The sequence below is a fragment of the Enterobacter sp. N5-15 genome, assembly GCF_057221635.1.
The window spans coordinates 3,541,803-3,568,296 of record NZ_CM170150.1 but is presented as its reverse complement, the minus strand read 5'-3'; the positions used below and the strand labels follow the sequence as shown (position 1 = coordinate 3,568,296).

Genomic DNA, 26,494 nt, shown 5'->3' with positions numbered 1-26,494 from the left:
TCTCTCTTTTTGAACCGCGCACTCGGGGTGCGTCATGGTCATAAAACTAGCAGTCTTCAGGCGTGCTTATCCAGCTATCTTCTTGTTTTAAAAACAAATGACGTGAAAGGTAACATGTGACGTTATGCGCTGTGATCGCGGTTCCATCACGGCGTAGCGGCGTGATGTCATTCTGCGAGGCGCTTTCCAGATTCTAAAATTGGACTTTTTGAATTAATGAAACTTGCGGATAATACTTATCCGGACGACGACCAACAGGCTCCATGGGCCAGGGACAAAGGATGAAACCGTTTCGCTTAGCCGCGCTCTCTCTTGCGCTGCTTACCACGTTTACGCTTGTCGGCTGCGATAACAGCGACGACAAATCTCAGGCTGCGGCTCCCGCGGCATCCACCGCATCAACACCGAAAGCCGCGGAAAAGCCCAATGCTGAAACGCTGACTAAGCTGGCCGCCCAAAGTCAGGGAAAAGCGCTGACGCTGCTGGATACCTCAGAAGTTCAGCTCGACGGTGCCGCCACGCTGGTGCTGACCTTTTCTGTTCCGCTGAATCCCGATCAGGATTTCGCGAAAACCGTGCATGTCGTGGACAAGAAAAGCGGCAAGGTTGATGGGGCGTGGGAACTTGCGCCTAACCTGAAAGAGCTTCGCCTGCGCCATCTGGAGCCTAACCGCAATCTGGTCGTCACCGTTGAACGCGATCTGCAGGCGCTGAACAAGGCGACGTTTGGCATTGATTATGAAAAAGCCCTGACCACCCGGGACGTTGAACCCACCGTTGGTTTTGCCAGCCGCGGCTCGCTGCTGCCGGGCAAAGTGGTGGAAGGTCTGCCGGTGATGGCGCTCAACGTCAACAATGTTGATGTCAACTTTTACCGCGTGAAGCCTGAATCGCTGGCTTCCCTTGTCAGCCAGTGGGAGTACCGTAACTCGCTGACCAACTGGGAGTCCGATAACCTGCTGAAGATGGCGGAGCTGGTTTACACCGGTCGATTCGATCTTAATCCGGCGCGCAATACGCGCGAAAAATTGCTGTTGCCCCTGAAGGATATTAAACCGCTCCAGCAGTCTGGCGTTTATATCGCGGTCATGAACCAGGCAGGGCACTACAACTACAGCAACGCCGCGACGCTCTTTACCTTAAGCGATATTGGACTGTCCGCTCACCGTTATCACAACCGCCTGGACATCTTCACCCAGAGCCTGGAAAACGGTGCGGCGCAGTCCGGCGTGACCGTTACCCTGCTGAATGACAAAGGCCAGACGCTTGCCGAAGCAAACAGCGATGCTGACGGCCATGCGAAGCTTGAAACCGACAAAGAGGCCGCGCTGATCCTGGCCAGTAAAGATGGCCAGACCACGCTGCTTGACCTCAAGCTACCGGCACTCGACCTGGCGGAGTTTGATATCGCGGGGAGCCCGGGCTACAGCAAGCAATTCTTTATGTTTGGCCCACGCGATCTCTACCGCCCGGGTGAAACGGTGATCCTCAACGGTCTCCTGCGCGACAGTGACGGTAAGCCACTTCCGGATCAGCCTGTGAAGCTTGACGTGCTGCGTCCGGATGGACAGGTCGCGCGTACGATTGTCGTCAAGCCAGAGAACGGACTCTATCGCTTTAACTATCCGCTGGACAGCGGAGCGCAGACCGGTATGTGGCATATCCGCGCCAACACGGGCGATAACCTGCAGCGCCTGTGGGACTTCCACATCGAAGACTTCATGCCAGAGCGTATGGCGCTCAACCTGAGCGGACAAAAAACGCCGGTTTCACCGCAGGATAACGTGGACTTTAACGTGGTGGGTTATTACCTGTATGGCGCCCCGGCCAACGGTAATTCTCTGCAGGGCCAGCTTTTCCTGCGTCCGCTGCGTGACGCGGTGGCTGCGCTGCCGGGTTTCCAGTTTGGCGATATCGCCGAGGAGAACCTGAGCCGCAGTCTGGATGAAGTTCAGCTTACGCTTGATGAGCAGGGGCGTGGACAGGTTTCTACCGAAAGCCAGTGGAAAGAGGTGCATTCTCCGCTGCAGCTGATCCTGCAGGCCAGCCTGCTGGAGTCCGGCGGCCGTCCGGTGACGCGTCGCGCTGAGCAGGCCATCTGGCCAGCGGCTGAGCTGCCGGGTATTCGCCCTCAGTTCGCCAGCAAGGCCGTTTACGACTACCGCACCGATACCACCGTCAACCAGCCGATTGTTGACGAGAACGGCAACGCCAGCTTCGATATCGTTTACGCCGATGCCAGCGGCGCGAAAAAAGCGGTGTCCGGTTTGCAGGTTCGCCTGATCCGCGAGCGCCGTGACTACTTCTGGAACTGGTCTGAGAGCGAAGGCTGGCAGTCTCAGTTCGATCAGAAAGACCTGGTTGAAGGCGAGCAGGAGCTGACCCTCAAGGCCGACGAGACGGGTAAAGTCACCTTCCCGGTGGAGTGGGGCTCATATCGTCTGGAGGTTAAAGCGCCTGATGAGATGGTCAGCAGCGTGCGCTTCTGGGCAGGGTATAGCTGGCAGGATAACAGCGACGGCACCGGGGCCGCGCGCCCTGACCGCGTGACGCTGAAGCTGGATAAACCCGCCTATCAGCCTGGCGACACCATCAACCTGCACATTGCAGCGCCGGCCGCAGGTAAGGGCTATGCGATGATCGAGTCCAGCGAAGGGCCGCTGTGGTGGAAAGAGATCGACGTACCGGCAAACGGGCTCGATCTCGCTATCCCGGTCGACAAGGCCTGGAAACGTCACGATCTCTACCTGAGCACGCTGGTAGTACGTCCTGGAGATAAATCCAAATCCGCCACCCCGAAGCGCGCGGTCGGCCTGCTGCATCTGCCGATGGGCGACGAAAATCGCCGCCTGAATATTGCGCTCGATAACCCGCAGAAGATGCGTCCAAACCAGACGCTCTCGGTGAAGGTGAAAGCCAGCGTTAAAGAGGGGGCGGTGCCGCAGAAAGTGAACGTGCTGGTCTCGGCGGTGGACAGCGGCGTGCTGAACATTACCGATTACGTTACGCCCGATCCGTGGCAGGCTTTCTTCGGCCAGAAGCGCTACGGCGCGGATATCTACGATATCTACGGCCAGGTCATTGAAGGGCAGGGCCGCCTGGCCGCGCTGCGCTTTGGTGGTGACGGTGATGAGCTGAAGCGCGGCGGCAAACCGCCGGTGAACCACGTCACCATTATTGCCCAGCAGGCACAGCCGGTAACGCTGGATGCCAACGGAGAAGGCACGATTACGCTGCCGATTGGGGATTTCAACGGCGAGCTGCGTCTGATGGCGCAGGCCTGGACGGAAGACGATTTCGGCAGCAGTGAAAGCAAGGTTGTGGTGGCCGCGCCGGTCATTACCGAGCTTAATACGCCGCGCTTCCTGGCAAGCGGAGACACCTCTCGGCTGACGCTGGATATCACCAACCTGACCGACAAGCCGCAAACGCTGAACGTCGCCCTGACCGCAACCGGCAAACTGTCTCTGGAGGGCGCACAGCCGCAGCCGGTTCAGCTGTCTCCTGGCGCGCGGAGCACCCTGTTTATTCCGGTGCGTGCGCTGGAAGGTTATGGTGACGGTGAGGTTACCGCGCAGGTGACCGGTCTGCAGCTTCCGGGCGAGACTTTCGCACCGCAGCAAAAGAGCTGGAAAATCGGCGTGCGTCCGGCGTTCCCGGCGCAGACGGTGAATACCGGTGCCATGCTGAACCCCGGCGAGTCCTGGACCGCACCGGCGCAGCACAGCAACGGTATCTCTCCTGCCACCCTGCAGGGACAACTGCTGCTGAGCGGTAAACCACCGCTCAACCTGGCGCGCTATATTCGCGAGCTGCAGGCGTATCCGTATGGCTGCCTGGAGCAGACCACCAGTGGCCTGTTCCCGTCGCTCTACACCAACGCGGCGCAGCTTGCTGCACTTGGCATCAAGGGCGACTCCGATGACAAGCGCCGTGCAGCGATTGATATTGGCATCTCCCGTCTGCTGCAGATGCAGCGTGAAGACGGCGGTTTTGCGCTGTGGGATAAAAACGGTCCGGAAGAGTACTGGCTGACGGCCTACGTGACCGACTTCCTGGTGCGCGCGGGCGAGCAGGGTTATAGCGTACCTGCCGATGCAGTGAATAACGCCAATAGCCGCCTGCTGCACTATCTGCAGGATCCGGGCATGATGTCCATTCGCTACAGTGACGATACTCAGGCCAGCAAGTTCGCCGTGCAGGCCTATGCCGCGCTGGTGCTGGCCCGTCAGCAGAAAGCGCCGCTGGGCGCGCTGCGTGAAATCTGGGATCGCCACGGGCAGGCGGCTTCCGGGCTGCCGCTGATGCAGCTGGGCATGGCGCTCAAACTGATGGGCGATGCGCCGCGCAGCCAGCAGGCGCTGGATCTGGCGCTCAAAACGCCGCGTAACGACAGCAAAACCTGGATGGCCGATTACGGCAGCACGCTTCGCGATAACGCGCTGATGCTCTCCCTTCTGGAGGAGTACAAGCTGCTGCCGGATGCGCAGAATACGCTGCTGAATGCGCTGTCTGAAGAGGCCTTCAGCCAGCGCTGGCTGTCAACGCAGGAGAGCAATGCGCTGTTCCTGGCAGGACGTTCGCTGCAAACCTTGTCCGGCACATGGCAGGCGAAAACGTCTCTGTCTGAGACCGCATCAGGCGGCGATAAGTCACTGGTACAAAACGTGAGCGGCGACCAGCTTGGCGCGCTGCAGGTCACTAATACCGGAACGACACCGCTGTGGGTGCGTCTGGACAGCACCGGCTATCCGGAATATGCCCCTCAGCCGAGCTCGAACGTGCTGCAGGTTGAACGTCATATCCTGGCAACCGACGGCAGCAGTAAATCGCTCTCTTCCCTGAAGAGCGGCGAACTGGTGCTGGTGTGGCTGGACGTTAAAGCCAGCCAGAACGTGCCGGATGCGCTGGTGGTGGATCTCCTCCCTGCTGGTCTGGAGCTGGAAAACCAGAACCTGGCGAGCAGCAGCGCCAGCCTGCAGGACAGCGGCAGTGAGGTACAGAACCTGCTCAGCCAGATGCAGCAGGCGGATATTCAGCATATGGAGTTCCGCGACGACCGCTTTGTGGCTGCCGTGCCGGTAAACGAAGGTCAGTCGGTCACGCTGGTTTATCTGGCCCGCGCCGTGACGCCGGGAACCTACCAGGTGCCGGTGCCGATGGTGGAGTCTATGTACGTTCCGCAGTGGCGGGCAACGGGTGCGGCCAGCGGCCCGCTGATTGTTGTTCCGTAATATGCAGATAGCTCGTCTGACACGCTCCCGCTGGCTATGGCTGGCGGGAGCGCTTCTCGTTTTATGGGGGCTGATCGTTGCCGCCGACCGCCTGTGGCCGTTGCCTCTGAAAGAGGTTAACCCCGCCCGGGTGGTGGTAGATGAGAAGGGCACGCCGCTCTGGCGCTTTGCGGACAGCGACGGGATCTGGCGCTACCCGGTTACGATTGAAGAGGTCTCGCCCCGCTATCTTGAGGCGCTGATCCAGTACGAAGATCGCTGGTTCTGGGACCATCCAGGCGTAAACCCGCTCTCTGTTCTGCGCGCCGCCTGGCAGGATCTCAGTTCCGGCAAAGTCGTCTCTGGCGGCAGTACGCTGACCATGCAGGTGGCACGCCTGCTGGACCCGCATCCGCGTACCTTTGGCGGCAAAGTTCGCCAGCTCTGGCGGGCGATGCAGCTGGAGTGGCATCTTTCCAAGCGCGACATTCTCACTCTCTATCTCAACCGTGCCCCATTTGGCGGCACGCTGCAGGGCGTCGGAGCTGCAAGCTGGACCTATCTCGGCAAACCGCCGTCGCAGCTCAGCTATTCCGAAGCGGCGCTGCTGGCGGTACTGCCGCAGGCACCCAGCCGCTTACGTCCGGACCGCTGGCCTGAGCGGGCCGAAGCGGCACGCAATAAAGTGCTCGACCGCATGGTCACGCAGGGCGTCTGGTCCGCGAAGCAGGTCAAAGAATCGCGGGAAGAATCGGTATGGCTGGCGCCCCGACAGATGCCGCAGCTGGCGCCGCTCTTTGCGCGCATGATGCTCGGCAAAAGCCGCGACACCAAAATAGTCACCACGCTGGATGCCGGACTGCAGCGGCAGCTGGAAGAGCTGGCGATGAACTGGAAATCTCGCCTGCCGGCGCGCAGCTCGCTGGCGATGATCGTCGTGGATCACACCGATATGAAAGTGCGCGGCTGGGTCGGATCGGTGGATATTAACGATGACACGCGTTTCAGCCATGTGGATATGGTCAATGCGATCCGATCCCCGGGATCGGTGTTAAAGCCCTTTATCTACGGTATGGCGCTGGACGATGGCCTGATCCATCCCGCCTCGCTGCTCCAGGACGTTCCCCGAAAAACCGGTGATTATCGCCCAGGGAATTTTGACAGCGGGTTCCACGGACCGGTCAGCATGAGTGAAGCGCTGGTGCGCTCCCTCAACCTGCCCGCGGTACAGGTACTGGAAGCCTACGGGCCTAAACGGTTTGCCGGAATGCTGAGCAACGCGGGATTGCCGCTGATCCTGCCCGCGGGGGCGCAGCCGAATCTTTCTCTGATCCTCGGCGGGGCAGGCGCGCGGCTGGCCGATATCGCTGCGGCCTATAGCGCCTTTGCCCGACACGGTAAGGCGGGAAGGCTGCGGTTACAGCCGGGCGATCCGCTGAGTGAACGTCCGCTGGTATCGCAAGGCTCGGCGTGGATTATTCGCCGTATTCTGGCGAACGAGGCGCAGCCGCTCCCGGATAATGCGCTGCCGCAAATCGCGCCGCTGGCATGGAAAACCGGCACCAGCTACGGCTACCGCGATGCCTGGGCCATCGGTCTGAATGCCCGTTACGTGATTGGCATCTGGACCGGACGACCGGACGGCACGCCGGTGGCGGGGCAGTTTGGTTTCGCCAGCGCGGTTCCGCTATTAAACCAGGTCAATAACCTGCTTCAGTCACGCTCAACGGTAGACGAAGCCCGCCTGCCGCGCGATCCGCGCCCGAAGATCGTCGGGCGGGGCGTGATCTGCTGGCCTGGCGGCCAGTCGCTGCCGGAAGGGAGTGAAAACTGTCGGCGTCGCCTGTCGACTTGGCTGCTGGAAGGGAGTGAACCGCCCACGCTACTCTTGCCCGAACAGGAAGGCATACGCGGCATTCGCTTCCCGGTCTGGCTGGATAAAACGGGTAAGCGTGTGGCCGCAGATTGCCCTGATGCAACGGAAAAAGTCCTGGATGTCTGGCCGCTGCCGCTGGAGCCGTGGCTGCCTGCGACCGAGCGTCGCGCGGTACGGGTCCCGCCTTCATCAACAACCTGTCCTCCGCTTTCGCAGGACGCACCTGCGCCACTCATCCTGACAGGCGTGCGCGAAGGGGCCGTTATCAAACGTCTCCCGGGTGAATCCCGCGTTTCGCTGCCGCTTCAGGCGACCGGCAACAGCGGTGAGCGCTGGTGGTTTTTGAACGGTGAACCGCTGAGCGTGAAGGGAAGGGTTTACACATTACAGCTTGATAAGTCGGGTGATTATCAGTTACTCGTTATGGATGAGAGCGGGCAGGTCGCGACGGTGAATTTTACGCTGCAGTGATCTGAAAACAGCTTTCAGATGTGAGCTGTTGCTAAAACTCGTCTTATTTTAAAAAAATGTTACCTGAATCCATAGGCAATGGCGCTATTGCTCATTATAATCCGCGCCACACCATACTCAGGTATGCAAAACAACAGAACATTGACAGAGGTTATCATGGCTATTGAACGTACTTTTTCCATCATCAAACCAAACGCGGTGGCAAAAAACGTTATTGGCAGCATCTTCGCTCGCTTTGAATCTGCAGGGTTCAAAATTGTTGGCACCAAAATGCTGCACCTGACCGTTGAGCAGGCTCGCGGCTTCTACGCTGAGCACGAAGGTCGCCCATTCTTTGACGGCCTGGTTGAGTTCATGACCTCCGGTCCAATCGTGGTATCCGTGCTGGAAGGCGAAAACGCAGTACAGCGTCACCGTGACCTGCTGGGCGCAACCAACCCGGACAACGCGCTGGCAGGTACTCTGCGCGCTGACTATGCGGACAGCTTCACCGAGAACGGCACCCACGGTTCTGACTCTGTTGAATCTGCTGCACGCGAAATCGCTTTCTTCTTCGCAGAAGGCGAAGTGTGTCCACGTACCCGTTAATTTAACGGTTTCGTTTACACATTATTTTCGTAAATGCCGCGTCCAGACGTGGCATCCCTGCGTCAGACTTTGTACAATGCAACGCCCCGGACGAGCAGACTGCTTTCCGGGGCGTTTCTATTCAACCCTCCACGGGCCATAACGTGTAACAACGAGGCCGGAAAATATTATGTCTGAACTAGTGAATACCTCCGAAGTCGCCATTCCTGCGGTTCCCAATAAAAATGGAAAAATTAACCTGCTGGATCTGAACCGTCAGCAGATGCGCGAGTTCTTTAAAGAGATGGGTGAAAAGCCGTTTCGTGCCGATCAGGTCATGAAGTGGATGTACCATTACTGCAGCGACAATTTTGATGACATGACCGACATCAATAAGGTCCTGCGCAACAAGCTCAAAGAAGTGGCTGAAATCCGCGCACCGGAAGTGGTGGAAGAGCAGCGCTCCGCGGATGGCACCATCAAATGGGCGATTGCGGTCGGCGATCAGCGCGTTGAAACCGTCTACATCCCGGAAGAAGACCGCGCCACGCTGTGCGTCTCCTCTCAGGTAGGCTGTGCGCTGGAGTGCAAATTCTGCTCAACCGCGCAGCAAGGCTTTAACCGTAACCTGCGCGTGTCAGAAATTATCGGCCAGGTCTGGCGTGCCGCGAAAATCGTGGGCGCGGCAAAAGTAACCGGTACGCGTCCTATCACCAACGTGGTGATGATGGGGATGGGTGAGCCGCTGCTGAACCTGACCAACGTGGTTCCGGCGATGGAAATCATGCTGGATGACTTCGGTTTTGGCCTGTCCAAGCGTCGCGTCACGCTGTCTACCTCTGGCGTCGTGCCTGCGCTGGACAAGCTGGGCGATATGATTGACGTTGCGCTGGCGATCTCCCTGCATGCACCAAACGACGAAATTCGTGACGAAATTGTGCCGATCAACAAAAAGTACAATATCGAAACCTTCCTCGCTGCGGTGCGTCGCTATCTGGAGAAATCCAACGCCAACCAGGGCCGCGTGACCATCGAGTACGTGATGCTTGACCACGTCAACGACGGTACCGAACATGCGCATCAGCTGGCTGAACTGCTGAAAGATACGCCATGCAAAATCAACCTCATCCCATGGAACCCGTTCCCCGGCGCGCCGTATGGCCGTAGCTCGAACAGCCGTATCGACCGTTTCTCCAAGGTGCTGATGGAGTATGGTTTCACCACCATCGTGCGTAAAACCCGTGGTGATGACATTGATGCAGCATGCGGACAGCTGGCAGGGGATGTTATTGACCGTACCAAACGTACTCTGCGTAAACGCATGCAGGGCGAGACGATTGCGGTTAAAGCTGTTTGATTATTATGCACTCGCGGCGCATTATCTGCGCCGTGAAGCATAACCTTACTGAATAATCAGTCAGATTCGTGATGACTGATCAATAATTACGGTGCGTTTCATTCGACTTTCGGGCAGTATGTAACGACGTAACAACAGTTTAGCCGTACGGGCAGGGCTGTACTGTCATCTCCGGGCTGACAGTCTTATACTCTCTGTTCGAGGTTAACTGACCAGAAGTTTCGCGGTGCGGGTGGCATTGTGACTCACCGGCACCTGAACCCTTATTTTTCACGTACCAGTAGTTGTAGCGAATGAATACTGAAGCCACTCACGACCAACATGAAGCACTCTCCACTGGCGTTCGTCTTCGCAACGCCCGTGAACAACTCGGACTCAGCCAGCAAGCCGTTGCGGAACGCTTGTGCCTGAAGGTTTCCACGGTTCGCGATATTGAAGAAGATAAGGCACCCGCCGATCTGGCTTCAACGTTCCTGCGCGGTTATATCCGCTCTTACGCAAAACTGGTGCATATCCCCGAAAACGAATTACTGCCAATGATGGAGAAGCAGGCCCCGGTCCGTGCAGCAAAAGTTGCGCCGATGCAGACCTTCTCCCTGGGGAAACGTCGTAAAAAACGTGATGGCTGGCTGATGAGCTTTACCTGGCTGGTGCTGTTTGTGGTGATCGGTCTGACCGGTGCATGGTGGTGGCAAAACCACAAGGCGCAGCAGGAAGAGATCACCACCATGGCCGATCAATCCTCCGCTGAACTCAACCAGGCCGGTAGTGAGAACGGCCAGAACGTGCCGCTGAATACCGACGGTGCAGCTTCCTCCAGCGAGCCACAGACCGCAGCGCCAGACGCGTCGGCGACCGGTGCAGCACAGGCCCCGGCAGCAACGGCTAACACCGCTGCGCCGCAGGCTCAGGATCAAAACGCGGTTGTGGCCCCTTCTCAGGCGAATGTTGATACTGCGGCGAACGCGCCTGCGGCTACTCAGCCTGCAGACAATAGCGCAGCGACTCTGCCAACCAGCCCGGCGGGGACGGCGACAGCAGCCGATCCCAACGCGCTGGTGATGAACTTCAGCGCCGACTGCTGGCTTGAAGTGACTGACGCGACAGGTAAAAAACTGTTCAGCGGCCTGCAGCGTAAAGATGGCACGTTAAACCTAACGGGTCAGGCTCCCTATAAACTTAAAATCGGCGCTCCGGCAGCGGTACAGATCCAGTATCAAGGAAAACCTGTCGACCTGAGCCGCTTTATCAGAACTAACCAGGTTGCGCGTCTTACCGTTAATGCCGAACAATCAGCAGCACAGTAACAGACGGGCAACGCGGGAGATTTTTCATGCATAACCAGGCTCCGATTCAACGTAGAAAATCGAAACGGATTTACGTTGGGAATGTGCCAATCGGCGATGGGGCACCTATCGCCGTTCAGTCGATGACCAACACGCGCACCACCGATGTGGAAGCGACGGTCAATCAAATCAAAGCATTAGAACGTGTAGGCGCGGACATTGTTCGCGTCTCCGTCCCAACCATGGATGCCGCTGAGGCGTTCAAGCTGATTAAACAGCAGGTCAGCGTTCCGCTGGTGGCTGATATCCACTTCGACTACCGCATCGCACTGAAAGTGGCCGAATACGGCGTCGATTGCCTGCGTATTAACCCGGGCAACATCGGTAACGAAGAGCGTATCCGCATGGTAGTGGACTGCGCCCGCGATAAAAATATTCCTATCCGTATCGGCGTTAACGCCGGTTCTCTGGAAAAAGACCTGCAGGAAAAATACGGTGAGCCGACGCCCCAGGCGCTGCTCGAATCCGCGATGCGCCATGTGGATCATCTGGATCGTCTTAACTTTGACCAGTTTAAGGTCAGCGTAAAAGCGTCCGACGTATTTCTCGCGGTTGAATCTTATCGCCTGCTGGCAAAGCAGATCGACCAGCCCCTGCACCTCGGGATCACCGAAGCGGGCGGCCTGCGCAGCGGCTCTGTTAAGTCTGCGATCGGTCTGGGGCTGCTGCTCTCTGAAGGGATCGGTGACACCCTGCGCGTCTCGCTGGCGGCCGATCCGGTCGAAGAGATCAAAGTCGGTTTCGATATCCTGAAGTCGCTGCGCATTCGCGCGCGCGGGATCAACTTCATTGCCTGCCCAACCTGTTCGCGTCAGGAGTTCGATGTGATCGGGACGGTGAATGCCCTGGAGCAACGTCTGGAAGACATTATCACCCCGATGGACGTCTCCATCATCGGCTGCGTGGTAAACGGTCCGGGTGAAGCACTGGTGTCAACCCTGGGCGTGACCGGCGGTAACAAGAAAAGTGGTCTCTATGAAGATGGCGTTCGTAAAGATCGTCTGGATAATAGCGACATGATCGACCAGCTTGAAGCCCGCATCCGCGCCAAAGCCGCCATGATGGACGAAACACAGCGTATCAGCGTTCAGCAGGTTGAAAAATAACGTGATGGGAAGCGTGCCGCTTCCCATGTATGATTGAACCCATTCTTTGGGTTTTTTTTGTATATAGAAAGAGAATAAACGTGGCAAAAAACATTCAAGCCATCCGCGGCATGAACGATTATCTGCCTGGCGAAACCGCCATCTGGCAGCGCATTGAAGGCACACTGAAGCAGGTGCTCGGCAGCTACGGTTACAGCGAAATCCGTTTGCCGATTGTAGAGCAGACCCCGTTATTCAAACGCGCGATTGGTGAAGTCACCGACGTGGTTGAAAAAGAGATGTACACCTTTGAGGACCGCAACGGCGACAGCCTGACCCTGCGTCCGGAAGGTACGGCGGGCTGCGTACGCGCCGGCATCGAACATGGTCTTCTGTACAATCAGGAGCAGCGCCTGTGGTATATCGGCCCGATGTTCCGCCACGAACGTCCTCAGAAAGGTCGTTATCGTCAGTTCAATCAGCTGGGTGTGGAAGTCTTTGGCCTGCAGGGCCCGGACATCGACGCTGAGCTGATTATGCTGACCGCCCGCTGGTGGCGCGCCCTCGGTATCGCCGATCACGTTTCCCTTGAGCTGAACTCTATCGGTTCTCTGGATGCACGCGCTAATTACCGCGATGCTTTGGTAGCGTTCCTGGAACAGCATAAAGAGAAGCTGGACGAAGACTGCAAACGTCGTATGTACAGCAACCCGCTGCGCGTTCTGGATTCCAAAAACGCGGACGTTCAGGCACTGCTGAACGATGCGCCTGCGCTGGGTGACTACCTGGATGAAGAATCTCGCGAACACTTCGCGGGCCTCTGCAAGCTGCTTGAAGCGGCAGGCATCGCCTATACCGTGAACCAGCGCCTGGTGCGCGGTCTGGACTACTACAACCGTACCGTGTTTGAGTGGGTGACCACCAGCCTCGGCTCTCAGGGCACCGTATGTGCGGGCGGCCGTTATGACGGTCTGGTTGAGCAGCTTGGCGGTCGTGCAGCGCCTGCTGTTGGCTTCGCGATGGGCCTTGAGCGACTTGTTTTGCTGGTTCAGGCAGTTAATCCGGAATTTAAAGCAGATTCCGTTGTCGATATATACCTGGTGGCCTCAGGCGCGGAAACGCAGTCTGCGGCGATGCAGCTTGCCGAACGCGTGCGCGATGCGCTACCGGGCGTTAAGCTGATGACCAACCATGGCGGCGGCAACTTCAAAAAACAGTTTGCTCGTGCCGATAAGTGGGGCGCAAGTATTGCACTGGTGCTGGGCGAGTCCGAAGTGGCTAACGGCGAAGTGGTGGTGAAGGACCTGCGCTCTGGTGAGCAGACAACGGTAACGCAGGACGGCGTTGCGGCGCACTTGCGCACTCTATTGGGCTAAGGAGAAGGACTGCGTGGAAATTTACGAGAACGAACACGATCAGGTCGACGCGATTAAACGCTTCTTTGTTGAAAACGGCAAAGCGCTGGTTGTTGGGGTTATTTTAGGTGTCGGTGCGCTGATGGGCTGGCGTTACTGGAACAGTCATCAGGCGGATTCCGCGCGCGGCGCGTCACTGTCCTATGAAACTACCGTTAGCGCAATTCGTGCCGATCAGCCGCAAACGCTGGCTGCGGCAGAAAAATTTGCGGCTGACAACAAAAACACCTACGGTGCACTGGCTGCGCTGGAAGTGGCTCAGCAGTACGTTGATAAGAACGAACTGGATAAAGCCGCTGCTCAGCTCTCTCAGAGCCTTGCTGCGGCCAGCGATGAGAACCTGAAAGCGGTGATCAATCTGCGCCTGGCACGTATTCAGGTTCAGCAGAAGAAAGTTGACGATGCGCTGAAAACGCTCGATACCATCAAAGGCGAAGGTTTTGCTGCCATCGTTGCCGATCTGCGCGGTGAAGCACTGCTGAGCAAAGGTGACAAAGCGGGCGCGCGTAAAGCGTGGCAAGCTGGCGTAGAGAGCAATGCTTCACCTGCGCTGAGCGAAATGATGCAGATGAAAATAAATAATTTGTCCGTCTGAGAGGGACCCGATGCAATTGCGTAAATTACTTCTGCCAGGACTGCTTTCTGTTACGTTATTGAGTGGTTGTTCACTGTTCAGTGGCGAAGAAGACGTTGTGAAAATGTCCCCACTGCCGACGGTTGAAAACCAGTTTACCCCATCCACCGCGTGGGATGTCTCCGTGGGCAATGGGATTGGTGATTTCTATTCCAACCTTCATCCGGCGTATGCAGACAGCGTTGTCTATGCTGCTGACCGCAAAGGTACCGTGAAAGCGGTGAACGCCGATGACGGGAAAGAAGTCTGGTCCGTTAACCTGGCGGAAAAAGACGGCTGGTTCTCCCGTAAACCTGCACTCCTGTCTGGCGGTCTGACCGTTGCCGGTGGTCATGTCTACGTGGGCAGCGAAAAAGCGCAGGTTTATGCGCTGAACAGCAGCGACGGCTCCATTGCCTGGCAAACAACCGTGGCGGGTGAATCCCTGTCTCGTCCGGTGGTGAGCGACGGCCTGGTGCTGATTCATACCAGCAACGGCCAGCTGCAGGCGCTTAACGAAGCGGACGGTCTGGTGAAATGGACCGTTAACCTGGATATGCCTGCGCTCTCTCTGCGCGGCGAATCTGCCCCGGCGACCGCATTTGGTGCTGCCGTTGTGGGCGGTGACAACGGTCGCGTGAGCGCAGTGCTGATGCAGCAGGGCCAGATGATCTGGCAGCAGCGTATCTCTCAGGCCACTGGCTCAACGGAAATTGATCGTCTGAGCGACGTAGACACAACGCCGGTTATCGTTAACGGTGTGGTGTACGCGCTGGCCTATAACGGCAACCTGACCGCGATGGATCTGCGCAGCGGCCAAATCATGTGGAAACGTGAGCTGGGCTCTGTGAACGATTTCATCGTTGAGGGTAACCGCATTTATATGGTCGATCAGAACGACCGTCTGCTGGCGCTGAGCACCGAAGGCGGCGTAACGCTGTGGACGCAAAGCGATCTGTTGCACCGTCTGCTGACCGCGCCTGCGCTGTACAACGGTAGTCTGGTGGTCGGTGACAGCGAAGGGTATATGCACTGGATCGATCCGGATAACGGCCGCTTTGTTGCACAGCAAAAAGTCGACAGCTCTGGTTTCCTGACCGATCCGGTTGTGGCCGACGGCAAACTGCTGATTCAGGCAAAAGACGGCACGCTGTACGCGATCACGCGTTAATTACCCGGCGGTTGTAGTATACTAAACGGCTCCTGTTCACTCAGGAGCCGTTTTGACATTTTTAAAAACGCCGCGAAAGCGACGTTATTTTGAATTTTATGAGGCTTCAAACATGGTACCTGTGGTCGCGCTTGTCGGGCGCCCTAACGTTGGAAAATCCACTCTTTTTAACCGTTTAACACGCACCCGTGATGCGCTGGTTGCGGATTTCCCGGGGCTGACGCGTGACCGTAAGTACGGTCGTGCAGAGGTGGAAGGACGCGAGTTCATCTGTATTGATACCGGTGGTATTGACGGCACAGAAGACGGCGTTGAAACCCGCATGGCGGAACAGTCGCTGCTGGCGATTGAAGAAGCGGATGTGGTGCTGTTTATGGTTGATGCGCGCGCTGGCCTGATGCCGGCGGACTCCGCTATTGCCAAACACCTGCGTTCACGCGAAAAGCCGACCTTCCTGGTGGCGAACAAAACTGACGGTATCGATGCCGATCAGGCCGTCGCGGATTTCTGGTCTCTGGGCTTGGGTGAAATCTACCCGATTGCGGCATCGCATGGCCGTGGCGTGACCAGCCTTCTGGAAACCGTTCTGCTGCCGTGGGTTGATGAAGTGAACCCGCCGGAAGAAGTCGACGAAGACGCTGAATACTGGGCGCAGTTCGAAGACGGAGAAGAGGGCGAAGAAGAGCCTGAAGACGACTTCAACCCGCAGGATCTGCCGATCAAGCTGGCTATCGTGGGTCGTCCAAACGTAGGTAAGTCTACGCTTACTAACCGTATTCTGGGTGAAGAACGCGTGGTCGTTTACGACATGCCGGGCACCACCCGTGACAGTATCTACATTCCTATGCAGCGCGACGAGCGTGAGTATGTCCTCATCGACACCGCCGGGGTGCGTAAGCGCGGGAAAATCACCGATGTGGTGGAAAAATTCTCCGTTATCAAAACCCTGCAGGCGATCGAAGATGCCAACGTCGTGCTGCTGGTCATCGACGCACGCGAAGGTATCTCCGATCAGGACCTCTCTCTGCTCGGCTTTATCCTCAATAGTGGGCGCTCACTGGTTATCGTGGTCAACAAGTGGGATGGCCTGAGTAATGAAGTGCGCGAGCAGGTGAAAGAGACCCTCGACTTCCGTCTGGGCTTTATCGACTTTGCCCGTGTGCACTTTATCTCTGCGCTGCACGGCAGCGGCGTGGGTAACCTGTTCGAATCCGTGCGTGAAGCGTATGACAGCTCCACCCGTCGTCAGAGCACTGCGATGCTGACCCGCATCATGAATATGGCTGCAGAAGACCATCAGCCGCCGCTGGTGCGCGGCCGTCGCGTGAAGCTGAAATATGCCCACGCCGGTGGTTATAACCCGCCAATCGTGGTGATCCACGGTAACCAGGTGAAAGACCTGCCGGATTCCTACAAGCGCTATCTGATGAACTACTTCCGTAAATCGCTGGACGTAATGGGCACGCCTATCCGTATCCAGTTTAAGGAAGGGGAAAACCCGTTCGCCAACAAGCGCAACACCCTGACGCCAAACCAGATGCGTAAGCGTAAGCGCTTGATTAAGCACATTAAGAAAAGCAAATAAGCTTTCATCGTGAATTGCTAGCTATCATAAGCTTCCTAAAGCCCGAATATTTCGGGCTTTTTTGTTTTCAGGGGCTATCATAAGAGTACAGGAAAGTGCATCCTTTAGGTGTACACAGAGGTGTACCCAGCATACTGTTATGTCGTTTTGGGTACACCTTTACGCTTTTGGGTACACTTTTAGATGTACCAGTAGATTGCTAGGTATACGTGCATGCCAAAACTTACCGATATGCAGATCCGAGTGTGGATCAAGAGTGGCGAACGATTCGAGGGTAGGTCCGATGGCGAAGGACTTTATCTCCGCTTTCGCAAAGAAGACAAAACTCCATTCTGGCGTTTTCGATACAAACTTGCCGGCAAGCCCCGGACCTTAATGATTGGTTCTTATTCTGTTATCTCGCTTGCTAAAGCAAGGGAGATTGCTAAGGAACTTGCAGCCCGTGTTGCTCTAGGGCATGACGTGGCTGCAGAGAAGCAACAACGCAAGGCTGAGGCGATAGCAAAAATTGAAGCTGAAAAGAACGCTATCCACGTTTCTGAACTTGCAGCGGAGTATTACTCTCGTCAGATTGAGCCAACGTACAAGCATCCAGAGCTTTTCCTCGCTAGCCTGCAAAAGAATATTGTGGCCTTAATTGGAAAAATGAAGGTCGAAGAAGTTCGCCCACGCCACGTTGATAGTGTTCTTCAAGACGTTCTTAAGCGTGGGTCGCCCACAGTCGCTAATGACGTTCTCCGTATGCTCAAACGCCTGTTTGACTTCGCGGTCGTTCGAGGCATGATTGATGTTAATCCTGCTATATCATTCGGCTCAAAAGATGCTGGGGGAAAGGAGAAGGGAAGAAAGCGGGCATTGAGTCGTGATGAGTTAGTAATGTTCTTTAAAGCGCTGCGTAGTGGGCAAGGAATCAGCAGGGAAAATGAGCTAGTTTTTAAACTTATTTTGGCGCTGGGTGTGCGCAAAATGGAGTTATGTGCTGCTGAATGGACTGAGTTCGATCTTGAGAAGGGCGTCTGGCATCTTCCCGGCTCAAGAGCAAAGAATGGCGATGACATTGATATACCATTGGCGCAGCCGGTGATCGAGTGGATAAAAGAAATAAGACTTTTTGCTGGAAACAGCCGTTGGTTTATACCCGGCAGGAGAGCCAATAGCAGAACTCACATTAGCCGAGCAACTCTCAATATGGTCATGCCGTCTGTGTTGAGGGAAATGCATGGAATCGAGCCGTTCAGTATTCATGACTTGCGCCGTACTATGCGCACTCAAATGGCGGCGTTAGGCATTGATCCTTTGATAGCCGAGCGTTGCTTAAACCATAAAATCCCCGGCGTTGAAGGTATCTATAACCGGCACCAGTACTTCGAAGAGAGAAAAGCTGCATTATCGTGTTGGGCCGAATTAATGGTGACGTTGGAAAGAGGGGATAACTGAGGAGTTATGACATCTAAAGTGAAAGGGAGTAAAGCATGAAAGACATCTTGAGGAAATCACCAATTGAGAGGTTATGTGCTTCTGTATCCATCACGCCACAGGAAATGGCATTGGCACTCGCCGGTTTGAATCCACTAATGCGTCTCAGTGATGTACCCCCTGAGCACTCTGACTATGTTGATCTTACTCGCAAATCAATTGCGAGGGCGCTAAAAGTTCACAGGGATAAAAAAATAACTACAGATGAAGCTTGTAACGCCTTAGACATTTTTTTAGCTGCTTTCCCGTTCGTTGAAGAAAGTACACCCGAAGTAATCGCTCAAAAAGTTAAAGAAGCTATTGATGATTTGCGCGGCACTAAAGGATGGGAGGAGAAGGCTCGTAATTTAGGTGGGCTGCAGCTTATTAATTACATAAAAGAAACAAACAGAAGTGGACGTGGCCAGCACCGTAAACAAGATGAACAGGAAGGAACGATGAAGATGATGGGGGTTCTCATTCATCTCCTAGTTAAAAAGTCCGGGGTATCCTCATATCTTAACTCGGGAAAGCCCAATATAAGTGCAATTTATAGTGACGTATTGGAATTGTTAGAATCTGAAGGTTTATCAACGAAAGGCATAAGCCGAGCAGCATTTGCAGCAAAGGCAAAACAGGCGCTATTAGCGATGTATGCTGCAGAATAGAGTTTAGTTTGAGTGCCCGTTGCGTACTTGCACGAAGACAAAATGGGCAACTTATCGGTTTTTATTACTCAATATTTATCCGCTTTACTTAGCTGTTCCGCATCAAAAAAAACTAATTCATTTCCTGATCTCCTCCTTGATATCCACTTTCCCCTTTTATGTCATGGTTAGTCCCCTGTATTACTTAGAGCACTTTTACGCAGTTTCGCGCAGTTTTGTGCAGTTTTATGATGTTGTGGGTTATTGAATATTGTTGGATGACGTTGAGTGATGTTGAGTGATACGACGTTATGCATTGGTACGTTAAGTCTTCTCATATAACCTCACTGCAAGTCATAGCAGAGCATTAACGGCCAATAACAGTCATTAACAGCCAATGTAAACCATTGAGTTACATGTGATGAGCATACATACCAAATGATACCTAGAGATACCTAGACCTACAAAAAGATGTAAAACGTTGATAACTCATCATGTTCGTATGACTTGTAATGTCCTGTTTTATAAGAGTGATCAAATTTTCGGTGGTCACCTTGTTTTTCAAAAGATATTGATTCTTTCAAAAGAAACCTAATTTCTTTCAAAAGAATCTATTTATGCTGGAAATGCTGCGTAAGGAATCATTAAACTTCATCTAACCTAACCAGCTATCACAGGAGCATAAAAATGTTGGAAAAACAGGAAGTTTACTCAGCTATTCCTACTGAAGGTTACATCCGTCGTTTCCGCATGCCTGCGTTGCTTGGGGTATCCATGCCCACAATTGATCGTTGGGTCAAAAAAGGAATCTTGCCACGTCCCGTCAAGTTGAGTGACAACGTGACTGCTTTTGATGCACTTGAGATTAATCGCTGGCTGGAAGAGCGGCGCAAAGCTAACTGAGTCAGATCTTCACTTCTGTAAATTAGATTCGAGGAACAGTATGAAATCAAATAATGGCCTTAATGGTCAGGGCTTCCCTCACCCTGAAAACTGTAGTGATGATATTTCCGTTATCAATTTTGAGGGGCTAAAAGTTCGCATTGTTAAGCTCAATGGCGAACCGTGGTTCGTTGCAAAGGATGTTTGCGCGGCGCTGGAATTATCCAATTCGCGTATGGCGTTGCAGGCTCTGGATGATGACGAAAGAAATACCGTAACTTTAACTTACGGTATTCGTGGAAACCCAAATCATAGTGCTGTCTCTGAATCTGGTTTTTACAAACTGATTGCCCGTAGCCGCAAAGCTACTACGGCAGGCACATTCGCCCATCGTTTCAGTAATTGGGTATTTCGCGAGGTGATTCCCTCAATCCGCAAAACTGGCTCTTATGGCGTGCCGTTCGTGTTTCTGAACGATTTTAGCCGGCGTATGGCAGCCTATCAGCAGGAGGCCAGTAAACGCGGTTATAAGTTGCAGCAATGTAAGGGTGCTAAAGAGGCTCTTGAACGCGAGGAGATTCAACTATGGCGTAAGTATCAGCCTGAGCTGTTAGATGAAGATGTTCACGAGCCGTTCACTGAAGTTCGCTCAGCTCCGGTTGGAAACAAAAATCGAGTTCATGAATAACTTGCGTGCTCTTGCGATGTAGAGCACTCAAAATAAGTTTGTCGCGACAGCTTACTAAACAATTCGAAAAGGTTAATGCCATGAAGAATAATTATGCCCGTCTGGGGCAGGGCTTCGCTCACCCTAAAAACTCCTTGCCTTGTTATTCAACTGAAGGGTATGCTTTAAAAGCACCAGCAAAATCTGGTGCCAGGATTGGCGTCCTGAATGACTGTATGGCGACACATGACGCGCCAAGCGTCTTTTTTTGTGCCGTTGATCCGTCTCACCTATTTTCACGCGTTGTGGTTCAAAACCGCTCTGCTAGCAAAATTATGGTGGGCTGGGTGGGGGCGGAGAAATCCGCGCCGGAGTCCATACAGTCCGGTTACGCCAACCCTGCTCAGTCCACCACCAGTGAAATTGGCGTTTCCGGTGGTGGTTATCTAGACCACTGTATGGAGGCTGCCACATGGCTACTACCCCAACCCAAAAACTGCCCAAATTCACCTGGCTTTTCCTCGGTACGCCGAAAGGCCGGACCTGCACTCCCGTTGTTATCCGCATCGTTGCTGACAGTGAGCAAGAAGCCCGCGAGTTTTATTCCCGCTGGGATCTTATCTTTGCCGCCAAAATTCGCTCTGAATGTTCGCTTTATCAGTACAGCAGCGGCGCGTTTGAACTGGATGTTGCGAAATTGGGAGGTAGCCATGTTTAACCTCCAGACCCTGACAGCAAAAGCACGCGAGCTGCGCGGTAACGTGGTAAAAGCCACTACCACGAAAGGCACCCGCACCATGACCCCCGTTTACGAACGGGAAGAGCAGCGCAAACTGCGCGAACGCATCCAGCAGACCCAGCCGGACTGGGTTTTACTCTGGTGGGATATTGCAACCGTTACCGGCTGGCGTACCAGCGACGTGTGCAACTTCCGTTACTCCTGCATCAACTGGGAAACCGGCATTGCAACAATCATCGTAGCGAAGCAGACCAAAGCAGCAGAAGCCAGGGCGACCCGGAAGGGGATCGAGATTGTTCGCCAGCAGCGTAAGGACGCTGCCCGGCTTGCTGGCGATCACATTGCCTACATGCACTGGGATAGCGTGAGCTGCGACGAGCTGGCCGCCGGCATGACGGAAGAAGAACAGGCGATCGTGTTTGAGCTGGTGGCGAAGGCTGAAGTTAAGCACGATACCAAACAGCTGCCGCCGGGCATCATCAAGCGGCTGCGTGAACGCATGGAGCGCAATCTTATCGGTGACGACCTGGTATTTTCCCGCAGCCAGATTGAAAGTAACCGTTGCCAGTCTCTGGAAGGTAGCGTGAGCCGCCAGACGATCTGGAAGAAACTGCACAACGTAATGATGTGGTTTACCCGCGTGGTAAACACGCGTCTGCGCCTGAGCGCCTATTCCAGTCGCAAAATTGCCGCCTTTAATCTCATGTCCGCCGGGGGCGAACAGGGTTTGCTGGTCGCCTCTGAAATGCTCGGGCACAGTAACCCGGCAATCACCCGAACTTACCTCCAGTTAGGCAGCAAGGCCGCCGCCATTCAATCCCGTCTGGCCATGGAGGTATCTGTATGACAACGGTTATCCCGATTTGCCGTCCCGGCGCTTTTCTCGAGCACGTATCTGAACAATTAAATAGCGCGCGATATTATTTTGCCCGCCAGTCATTAAGGGATGGGGAGGAGAAATTATGACTCCTGTTTACGATCTGGTTCGCCGGGCCGACGGCAAAAACGTTTTCAGTTTCCCGGCCGGCGGCCGCTATCTGGTGGACACGTCAAATGGTCTTCAGTCGATGCGCCCCCTTATGGACGACGAGATCATTTTTACGGTGGAGAGTGCCGCGCGCTTTCTGAGGAAAATTGGTTATCAGGTAATCCCGCCAGCGGCGTGAGGTAAAAAAATATGACGATTAGAAATTCCGGCTTAGCTGCTGGTGGCCGCGCTCACCCTGAAATCAGGCCGGGCGATAAATGGAAGGACAGTCGGGGCAACATCGTAATTATCGAAAGTTACCGATTCGACAGAGTGACATATTGCCGCGAGGGGTACAGCTCACCGTGTTTTTGCGCGCCAGAAAGACTGGTGCGGGAATTTGAATTTGTATCTTCCGCGCCGGTCGCCGGCGAAAAAGATATCGATCGAATTATGCGGGTGCAGGGCATCGAACGAATTCGGGTTATGCGGGAAATCATCAGGGAGCGAGGGAACAGAAAATGAAGAATGCACCAAACCTTAAAAAGCAGCCGGCGGATCTCATGGAGGAGTCAATTATCTTTGCCGGTACTGATGCCTGGACGTTCGCCAAAGCATGGCAGGAAATGAACCCGATTGGCGATACGGTGCCGCCGGTTGTGCTGGATAAAAAGCAGCTGGCGGAGCTGGAGAATATCCGCATTGTGGATGATGGCCGGCTCTATGCCCGGGTTTGCCGCGGCGGGCATCTGACCGAACGTCAGATAACCATTCTCGCCACAAAGCTGGCGGTGGCCGGCGTGGAGCGCGCGCAATTCTACTCTGAAGGTTATCAGCTTCTGGAGGACTGGACGCCACAGCTGCCGCGCCTCAAAGCCGATGCGGAAGCCGGCAAAAGCATGGTGATCGGCAAACCGCTGACGGATGTAAACCTTCGCGACCTGGCTGATAACGAAAAGGCGCTCATACTGGCCGCGCGTTACACCGGCATTGCAATCAACGAAAACAGCGAAGGTGTGTACGTCTACCGTGCCGGCATCTGGGAGAAAACGTCTCTGCTCGAGCTGAGCCGCGAAATGGTGGCTATCTACAACGAGAACAAAACCAACTTCAGCAAGCGCGCGATTAACAACGTTATCGACGCCCTGAAAATTGTTATCCCGGTAATGGGGGAGCCGCGGCGCAGCCTGATCCCCTTTGCTAATGGCGTCTACGATATGGAAACCGGCGTTTTCTCCGAACACAGCCAGGATAACTGGCTGACCAACCATAACGGCGTGACCTACACGCCGGCGGTGCCGGGCGAAAACCTCCGCGACCACGCGCCGAACTTCCATAAATGGCTAAGTTACGCATCAGATAGAGACGCAATTAAGATGCAGCGCATCGCTGCAGCGCTCTTTATGGTGCTGGCGAACCGGTACGACTGGCAGCTGTTCCTCGAGATAACCGGGGAGGGCGGCAGCGGGAAAAGCGTCTTTACCCATATCGCCACGATGCTGGCCGGCGCGCATAACACCGCCAGCGGGAACATGGCGGCGCTCGACAGCGCGCGCGGGCGGGCGCAGTTCGTCGGCAAGAGCATGATAACGCTTCCTGATCAGCCCAAATATTCAGGTGAGGGCACCGGGATAAAAGCGATAACCGGCGGGGATGCCGTGGAGATCGACCCGAAACACGAGCACCAGTACACCGCCGTTCTGCGGGCGGTGGTTGTGGCCACGAACAACACGCCGATGATTTTCACCGAACGTGCCGGCGGGGTTTCCCGGCGCCGCGTAATTTTCCAGTTTAACCGGCGCGTCAGCGAAGAGGATAAAGATCCCGACCTTGCAGAAAAGATATCCGCTGAAATTCCGGTTGTGGTTCGCCGGCTGCTGGCGAACTTTGCGGATCCGGAAAAAGCGCGGGCGCTGCTGCTGGAGCAACGGAACAGCGAAGAAGCACTGGAGGTAAAGCAGAAAACGGATCCGCTATATGCCTTCTGCGCGCATCTGGAGCGCCTGGCTGATTGCGTGGGAATGCTGGTGGGTAACCGTAACCCGCCTCATCGCCCCCGCATGTACCTCTATCACGCTTATCTGAAGTTTCTTGAGGCGAACGGTTTCGAGAAGCCGCTGACGCTGAATAAATTCTCTGAGGGAATGGAAAGCGCCATGCGGGAGTTTAATCACGAGTACCGCAAGGAGAGAAAGACCCGCGGCGTGGTGACGAACGTCGAACTTTCAGAGAGTGCGGAGGACTGGCTGCCGCAGGCGCACCCGTTAGCTGAGGACAAAAGATGAATGTTTAGCTAAATATGGCGAAAGGTGTTCATAGTGTTCATTGATTGGTTAAAGTTCAATAAAATCAATAAGATTGACTATGAACACCTTCGTGTAAGGTATTCATAGGGTATTCATAGTGTTCATAGGTCACTTTAAATATGTGCTCATAAAGTAAACAGAAATATGAACACTATGAACACTTGTAACCCCTGTATGTAGACCGGTGTTCATAGGTTAATTTATTGTTTTGTCTGTGATTTATCGCCTTTGTGAACACCATGTATACCTTGAGGGCAAATTCTTTAAAACGCATCCACTCTTTTCACGTTGTGGACCCCAGCTATTTCATTAATATCGTTTCATAAATCGCAATTGATTATTTTGTTGTTGCGATTAATGAAACTTTAACGATGGCTTTAACAGGGGGCATCATGAGCAAGGTTAACGTTAAGCCCGTCCTGCTGAACGGTGAGCAGATTCAGGCCCTGAAAACCATTCAGGAGAGGGAACGCCAGAAGTCGGGCATAGGGATCGCGCCGTCTATCCATGCTGTTGCGCGCAAGGTATTTGATGCAGGGCTATCGAAAATGGAGGCTGGCCAGTGAGCTACTCAATCAAAATAGGGAAACACAGTATCGAGCTGGCAGGTTATGCCGGTAAGGTTGTTGCGCCAAATACTCAGATGGCCGCTTTATTCCGTGGCATGGCAGGCGAACTCACCAGCCTGAGGACAACGGCGCAGCAGGCCGAAGCTGAGGCGGATTTGCTGGACGTTATCCGCAACGATCCGGATCTGAACGAACAGGCAAAAAACCGCAGGGCAGGTGAAGCCCGGAACCCGGACACGCTCAAAGACTTTACCCGCGGCGTCGCAGCCGTAAGCGAGCAGGCCGCAAACATTCTCGATTACCTGAAGAACAAGCTCGCTCCGGTTAATCCACTGGCATCTGATGATGTTCAGGGATTCATGCGTGACAGTGAAATGCGTCAGGCATTCGCCCGACTGGATCGCCGCAGCCAGGAAAAAATGCTGCTGTCGATGCACAGTGGAAAGCATCAGGAGCTGGCGGACGCCTTACTGAGGGCGCACGCTGTGTGTTCGGGACTCGATACGGAACAGCTAAAACGTCTCGGCTTCTCCCGTATTGCATCAGAGAACGGGCAGGTGATTAACGCGGTTGCCGATCTGGTCGACGCGGTAAGGAAGGACGTCGCACAAATTACAGCTGTCCGAACCTGGTATAACAATCTCGTTTACGGGAAGAACGACGATCCATCAGACGTACAGCCACGCATGACCGGCCTTGACCAGTTAAGCGAACATGTCAGCGCGATGCTCAAAGGCAGCCAGCGGCAGACACATTCAGAAGAGAAGCAGGCCGCCTGAGGGCGGCTGTTTTCTGCCCGGAGGGATATACCAGAATGCTGTTAAGTAAATCAGCCTACGCCAGGCATATGGGCGTCAGCCGGCAAACTGTTTATGGCTGGATAGCCCGCGGTGAAATTGTTATTTCAGGCGATAAAGTGGATGTTGACGCATCACAGGCTAAACAAAATTCTGCTGGTGCTGGCGAACACCTGACTGAAATGACGTGGGCGCAGGCTGCCGCATGGGTATGGAAGCATGACGGCGGGAAAGCGCTGCCGGCTTATATTGATGCTGGCCCGCGGATAGAGGCAGCCGCCGCTGAGCTGGGTTTTGATGTTCAGCACGAGCCCGCAGAGCAACTACTGATTCTCTTCCGGCTGGATGAAGAAACCCACAGCTTCTATGGCAAAGACCGTGCAGCAGGCGCTTTACGGTTTCTTCGTTCTGAGCTGGCTTACGTTGCCACAATGCACCCCGATACGCTGGATGACTGGAACAAAACTGGTTTAATGTCACTCTGCCTGCTGGACGGCGAAAAACTGTAAACCCCCCAGCCCCTCAAACTTGACACTTTTTCGCGAGAAACTGGGAAAAGTGTCAACCCAACCTAACGGATCCTGACGCCTACGAACAGCAGCTACAGCAGAAGTGTAAAGGGCTGGCGTTGAGATTTGTTGAGCCTTGGCTGTTAACTTTTGTTAATTCTGATGCGAAGCAGGGCAGGTGTCAGCCTGTTATGGTTTGTTATCCCTTACTAGGGAAAACTAGGTGGAAAGTGTCAACCGCTACCGCTTCAGAAAAC

The 26,494-nt window shown here is 54.7% G+C and carries 22 protein-coding genes and 1 pseudogene; all 23 read left to right on the top strand.

Annotation, left to right across the window (positions count from 1 at the left end):
- Window positions 1–281: 281 nt before the first annotated feature.
- The 23 genes and pseudogenes from AC2TE5_RS16805 to AC2TE5_RS16695 all read left to right on the top strand — a co-directional run bounded on the left by AC2TE5_RS16805 (window position 282) and on the right by AC2TE5_RS16695 (window position 26,237).
- On the top strand, window positions 282–5,234 hold the full coding sequence (locus AC2TE5_RS16805) for an alpha-2-macroglobulin family protein (protein WP_484612059.1): 4,953 nt from the start codon (window positions 282–284) through the stop codon (window positions 5,232–5,234).
- 1 nt (window position 5,235) lies between these two features.
- Window positions 5,236–7,560 (top strand): peptidoglycan glycosyltransferase PbpC, encoded by a 2,325-nt coding sequence (gene pbpC, locus AC2TE5_RS16800; protein ID WP_484612058.1) that lies wholly within the window; start codon window positions 5,236–5,238, stop codon window positions 7,558–7,560.
- A 156-nt stretch (window positions 7,561–7,716) separates the two neighbouring features.
- Window positions 7,717–8,148 carry a nucleoside-diphosphate kinase gene (ndk, locus tag AC2TE5_RS16795; protein ID WP_003860625.1) on the top strand — a complete coding sequence of 144 codons (432 nt, stop codon included), beginning with the start codon at window positions 7,717–7,719 and terminating at the stop codon, window positions 8,146–8,148.
- 169 nt (window positions 8,149–8,317) lie between these two features.
- A complete protein-coding gene (rlmN, locus tag AC2TE5_RS16790; protein ID WP_014171168.1) occupies window positions 8,318–9,484 on the top strand; it encodes a dual-specificity RNA methyltransferase RlmN in 1,167 nt (388 codons plus the stop codon).
- 293 nt (window positions 9,485–9,777) lie between these two features.
- Complete coding sequence (gene rodZ, locus AC2TE5_RS16785) at window positions 9,778–10,791, top strand: cytoskeleton protein RodZ (RefSeq protein WP_193939316.1); 1,014 nt, start codon at window positions 9,778–9,780, stop codon at window positions 10,789–10,791.
- Window positions 10,792–10,817: 26 nt separating this feature from the next.
- Window positions 10,818–11,936, top strand: a complete 1,119-nt coding sequence (gene ispG, locus AC2TE5_RS16780) for a flavodoxin-dependent (E)-4-hydroxy-3-methylbut-2-enyl-diphosphate synthase (protein WP_023308814.1) — start codon at window positions 10,818–10,820, stop codon at window positions 11,934–11,936.
- A gap of 80 nt (window positions 11,937–12,016) precedes the next feature.
- Window positions 12,017–13,291, top strand: coding sequence for a histidine--tRNA ligase (hisS, locus tag AC2TE5_RS16775; RefSeq protein ID WP_484612057.1), 1,275 nt, complete (start codon window positions 12,017–12,019; stop codon window positions 13,289–13,291).
- A gap of 13 nt (window positions 13,292–13,304) precedes the next feature.
- Window positions 13,305–13,925, top strand: a complete 621-nt coding sequence (locus tag AC2TE5_RS16770; RefSeq protein WP_063143428.1) for a YfgM family protein — start codon at window positions 13,305–13,307, stop codon at window positions 13,923–13,925.
- A 10-nt stretch (window positions 13,926–13,935) separates the two neighbouring features.
- A complete protein-coding gene (gene bamB, locus AC2TE5_RS16765; RefSeq protein WP_213328058.1) occupies window positions 13,936–15,114 on the top strand; it encodes an outer membrane protein assembly factor BamB in 1,179 nt (392 codons plus the stop codon).
- A gap of 112 nt (window positions 15,115–15,226) precedes the next feature.
- Window positions 15,227–16,699 (top strand): ribosome biogenesis GTPase Der, encoded by a 1,473-nt coding sequence (gene der, locus AC2TE5_RS16760; RefSeq protein WP_023308811.1) that lies wholly within the window; start codon window positions 15,227–15,229, stop codon window positions 16,697–16,699.
- A gap of 213 nt (window positions 16,700–16,912) precedes the next feature.
- Window positions 16,913–18,136, top strand: a complete 1,224-nt coding sequence (locus tag AC2TE5_RS16755) for a tyrosine-type recombinase/integrase (RefSeq protein ID WP_484612056.1) — start codon at window positions 16,913–16,915, stop codon at window positions 18,134–18,136.
- Between the two features lie 35 nt (window positions 18,137–18,171).
- Window positions 18,172–18,822, top strand: a complete 651-nt coding sequence (locus AC2TE5_RS16750) for a hypothetical protein (protein WP_484612055.1) — start codon at window positions 18,172–18,174, stop codon at window positions 18,820–18,822.
- Between the two features lie 666 nt (window positions 18,823–19,488).
- Window positions 19,489–19,704 carry a helix-turn-helix transcriptional regulator gene (locus AC2TE5_RS16745; protein WP_214598057.1) on the top strand — a complete coding sequence of 72 codons (216 nt, stop codon included), beginning with the start codon at window positions 19,489–19,491 and terminating at the stop codon, window positions 19,702–19,704.
- Between the two features lie 40 nt (window positions 19,705–19,744).
- On the top strand, window positions 19,745–20,371 hold the full coding sequence (locus AC2TE5_RS16740) for a BRO-N domain-containing protein (protein WP_484612054.1): 627 nt from the start codon (window positions 19,745–19,747) through the stop codon (window positions 20,369–20,371).
- An 80-nt stretch (window positions 20,372–20,451) separates the two neighbouring features.
- Window positions 20,452–20,775, top strand: a pseudogene (locus AC2TE5_RS16735) (ash family protein); the annotation flags it as partial.
- 47 nt (window positions 20,776–20,822) lie between these two features.
- Entirely contained in the window at window positions 20,823–21,068 is a 246-nt protein-coding gene (locus AC2TE5_RS16730; protein WP_020802552.1) for a host cell division inhibitor Icd-like protein, read from the top strand.
- Window positions 21,061–21,936, top strand: coding sequence for a tyrosine-type recombinase/integrase (locus tag AC2TE5_RS16725; protein ID WP_484613355.1), 876 nt, complete (start codon window positions 21,061–21,063; stop codon window positions 21,934–21,936). The genes AC2TE5_RS16730 and AC2TE5_RS16725 overlap by 8 nt, the downstream gene beginning before the upstream one ends.
- Before the next feature lie 115 nt (window positions 21,937–22,051).
- Window positions 22,052–22,255 (top strand): hypothetical protein, encoded by a 204-nt coding sequence (locus tag AC2TE5_RS16720; RefSeq protein WP_020686326.1) that lies wholly within the window; start codon window positions 22,052–22,054, stop codon window positions 22,253–22,255.
- A gap of 11 nt (window positions 22,256–22,266) precedes the next feature.
- The gene (locus AC2TE5_RS16715; RefSeq protein ID WP_484612053.1) at window positions 22,267–22,581 is read left to right on the top strand and encodes a DUF4222 domain-containing protein; all 315 of its coding nucleotides are present in this window, start codon (window positions 22,267–22,269) and stop codon (window positions 22,579–22,581) included.
- Window positions 22,578–24,341, top strand: coding sequence for a DNA primase family protein (locus AC2TE5_RS16710; protein WP_484612052.1), 1,764 nt, complete (start codon window positions 22,578–22,580; stop codon window positions 24,339–24,341). Before AC2TE5_RS16715 ends, AC2TE5_RS16710 begins: the two co-directional genes overlap by 4 nt.
- 413 nt (window positions 24,342–24,754) lie before the next feature.
- Entirely contained in the window at window positions 24,755–24,928 is a 174-nt protein-coding gene (locus AC2TE5_RS16705; protein WP_214598054.1) for a hypothetical protein, read from the top strand.
- Window positions 24,925–25,710 (top strand): hypothetical protein, encoded by a 786-nt coding sequence (locus AC2TE5_RS16700; protein WP_048973615.1) that lies wholly within the window; start codon window positions 24,925–24,927, stop codon window positions 25,708–25,710. Before AC2TE5_RS16705 ends, AC2TE5_RS16700 begins: the two co-directional genes overlap by 4 nt.
- Before the next feature lie 35 nt (window positions 25,711–25,745).
- Window positions 25,746–26,237, top strand: a complete 492-nt coding sequence (locus tag AC2TE5_RS16695) for a DNA-binding protein (RefSeq protein ID WP_484612051.1) — start codon at window positions 25,746–25,748, stop codon at window positions 26,235–26,237.
- Window positions 26,238–26,494 lie beyond the last annotated feature (257 nt).

Coding starts and splice junctions, on each gene's coding strand:
- AC2TE5_RS16805 (WP_484612059.1), top strand. CDS start 282: ATGAAACCGTTTCGCTTAGCCGCGCTCTCTCTTGCGCTGCTTACCACG.
- pbpC (WP_484612058.1), top strand. CDS start 5,236: ATGCAGATAGCTCGTCTGACACGCTCCCGCTGGCTATGGCTGGCGGGA.
- ndk (WP_003860625.1), top strand. CDS start 7,717: ATGGCTATTGAACGTACTTTTTCCATCATCAAACCAAACGCGGTGGCA.
- rlmN (WP_014171168.1), top strand. CDS start 8,318: ATGTCTGAACTAGTGAATACCTCCGAAGTCGCCATTCCTGCGGTTCCC.
- rodZ (WP_193939316.1), top strand. CDS start 9,778: ATGAATACTGAAGCCACTCACGACCAACATGAAGCACTCTCCACTGGC.
- ispG (WP_023308814.1), top strand. CDS start 10,818: ATGCATAACCAGGCTCCGATTCAACGTAGAAAATCGAAACGGATTTAC.
- bamB (WP_213328058.1), top strand. CDS start 13,936: ATGCAATTGCGTAAATTACTTCTGCCAGGACTGCTTTCTGTTACGTTA.
- der (WP_023308811.1), top strand. CDS start 15,227: ATGGTACCTGTGGTCGCGCTTGTCGGGCGCCCTAACGTTGGAAAATCC.
- AC2TE5_RS16755 (WP_484612056.1), top strand. CDS start 16,913: ATGCCAAAACTTACCGATATGCAGATCCGAGTGTGGATCAAGAGTGGC.
- AC2TE5_RS16750 (WP_484612055.1), top strand. CDS start 18,172: ATGAAAGACATCTTGAGGAAATCACCAATTGAGAGGTTATGTGCTTCT.
- AC2TE5_RS16745 (WP_214598057.1), top strand. CDS start 19,489: ATGTTGGAAAAACAGGAAGTTTACTCAGCTATTCCTACTGAAGGTTAC.
- AC2TE5_RS16740 (WP_484612054.1), top strand. CDS start 19,745: ATGAAATCAAATAATGGCCTTAATGGTCAGGGCTTCCCTCACCCTGAA.
- AC2TE5_RS16730 (WP_020802552.1), top strand. CDS start 20,823: ATGGCTACTACCCCAACCCAAAAACTGCCCAAATTCACCTGGCTTTTC.
- AC2TE5_RS16725 (WP_484613355.1), top strand. CDS start 21,061: ATGTTTAACCTCCAGACCCTGACAGCAAAAGCACGCGAGCTGCGCGGT.
- AC2TE5_RS16720 (WP_020686326.1), top strand. CDS start 22,052: ATGACTCCTGTTTACGATCTGGTTCGCCGGGCCGACGGCAAAAACGTT.
- AC2TE5_RS16715 (WP_484612053.1), top strand. CDS start 22,267: ATGACGATTAGAAATTCCGGCTTAGCTGCTGGTGGCCGCGCTCACCCT.
- AC2TE5_RS16710 (WP_484612052.1), top strand. CDS start 22,578: ATGAAGAATGCACCAAACCTTAAAAAGCAGCCGGCGGATCTCATGGAG.
- AC2TE5_RS16705 (WP_214598054.1), top strand. CDS start 24,755: ATGAGCAAGGTTAACGTTAAGCCCGTCCTGCTGAACGGTGAGCAGATT.
- AC2TE5_RS16695 (WP_484612051.1), top strand. CDS start 25,746: ATGCTGTTAAGTAAATCAGCCTACGCCAGGCATATGGGCGTCAGCCGG.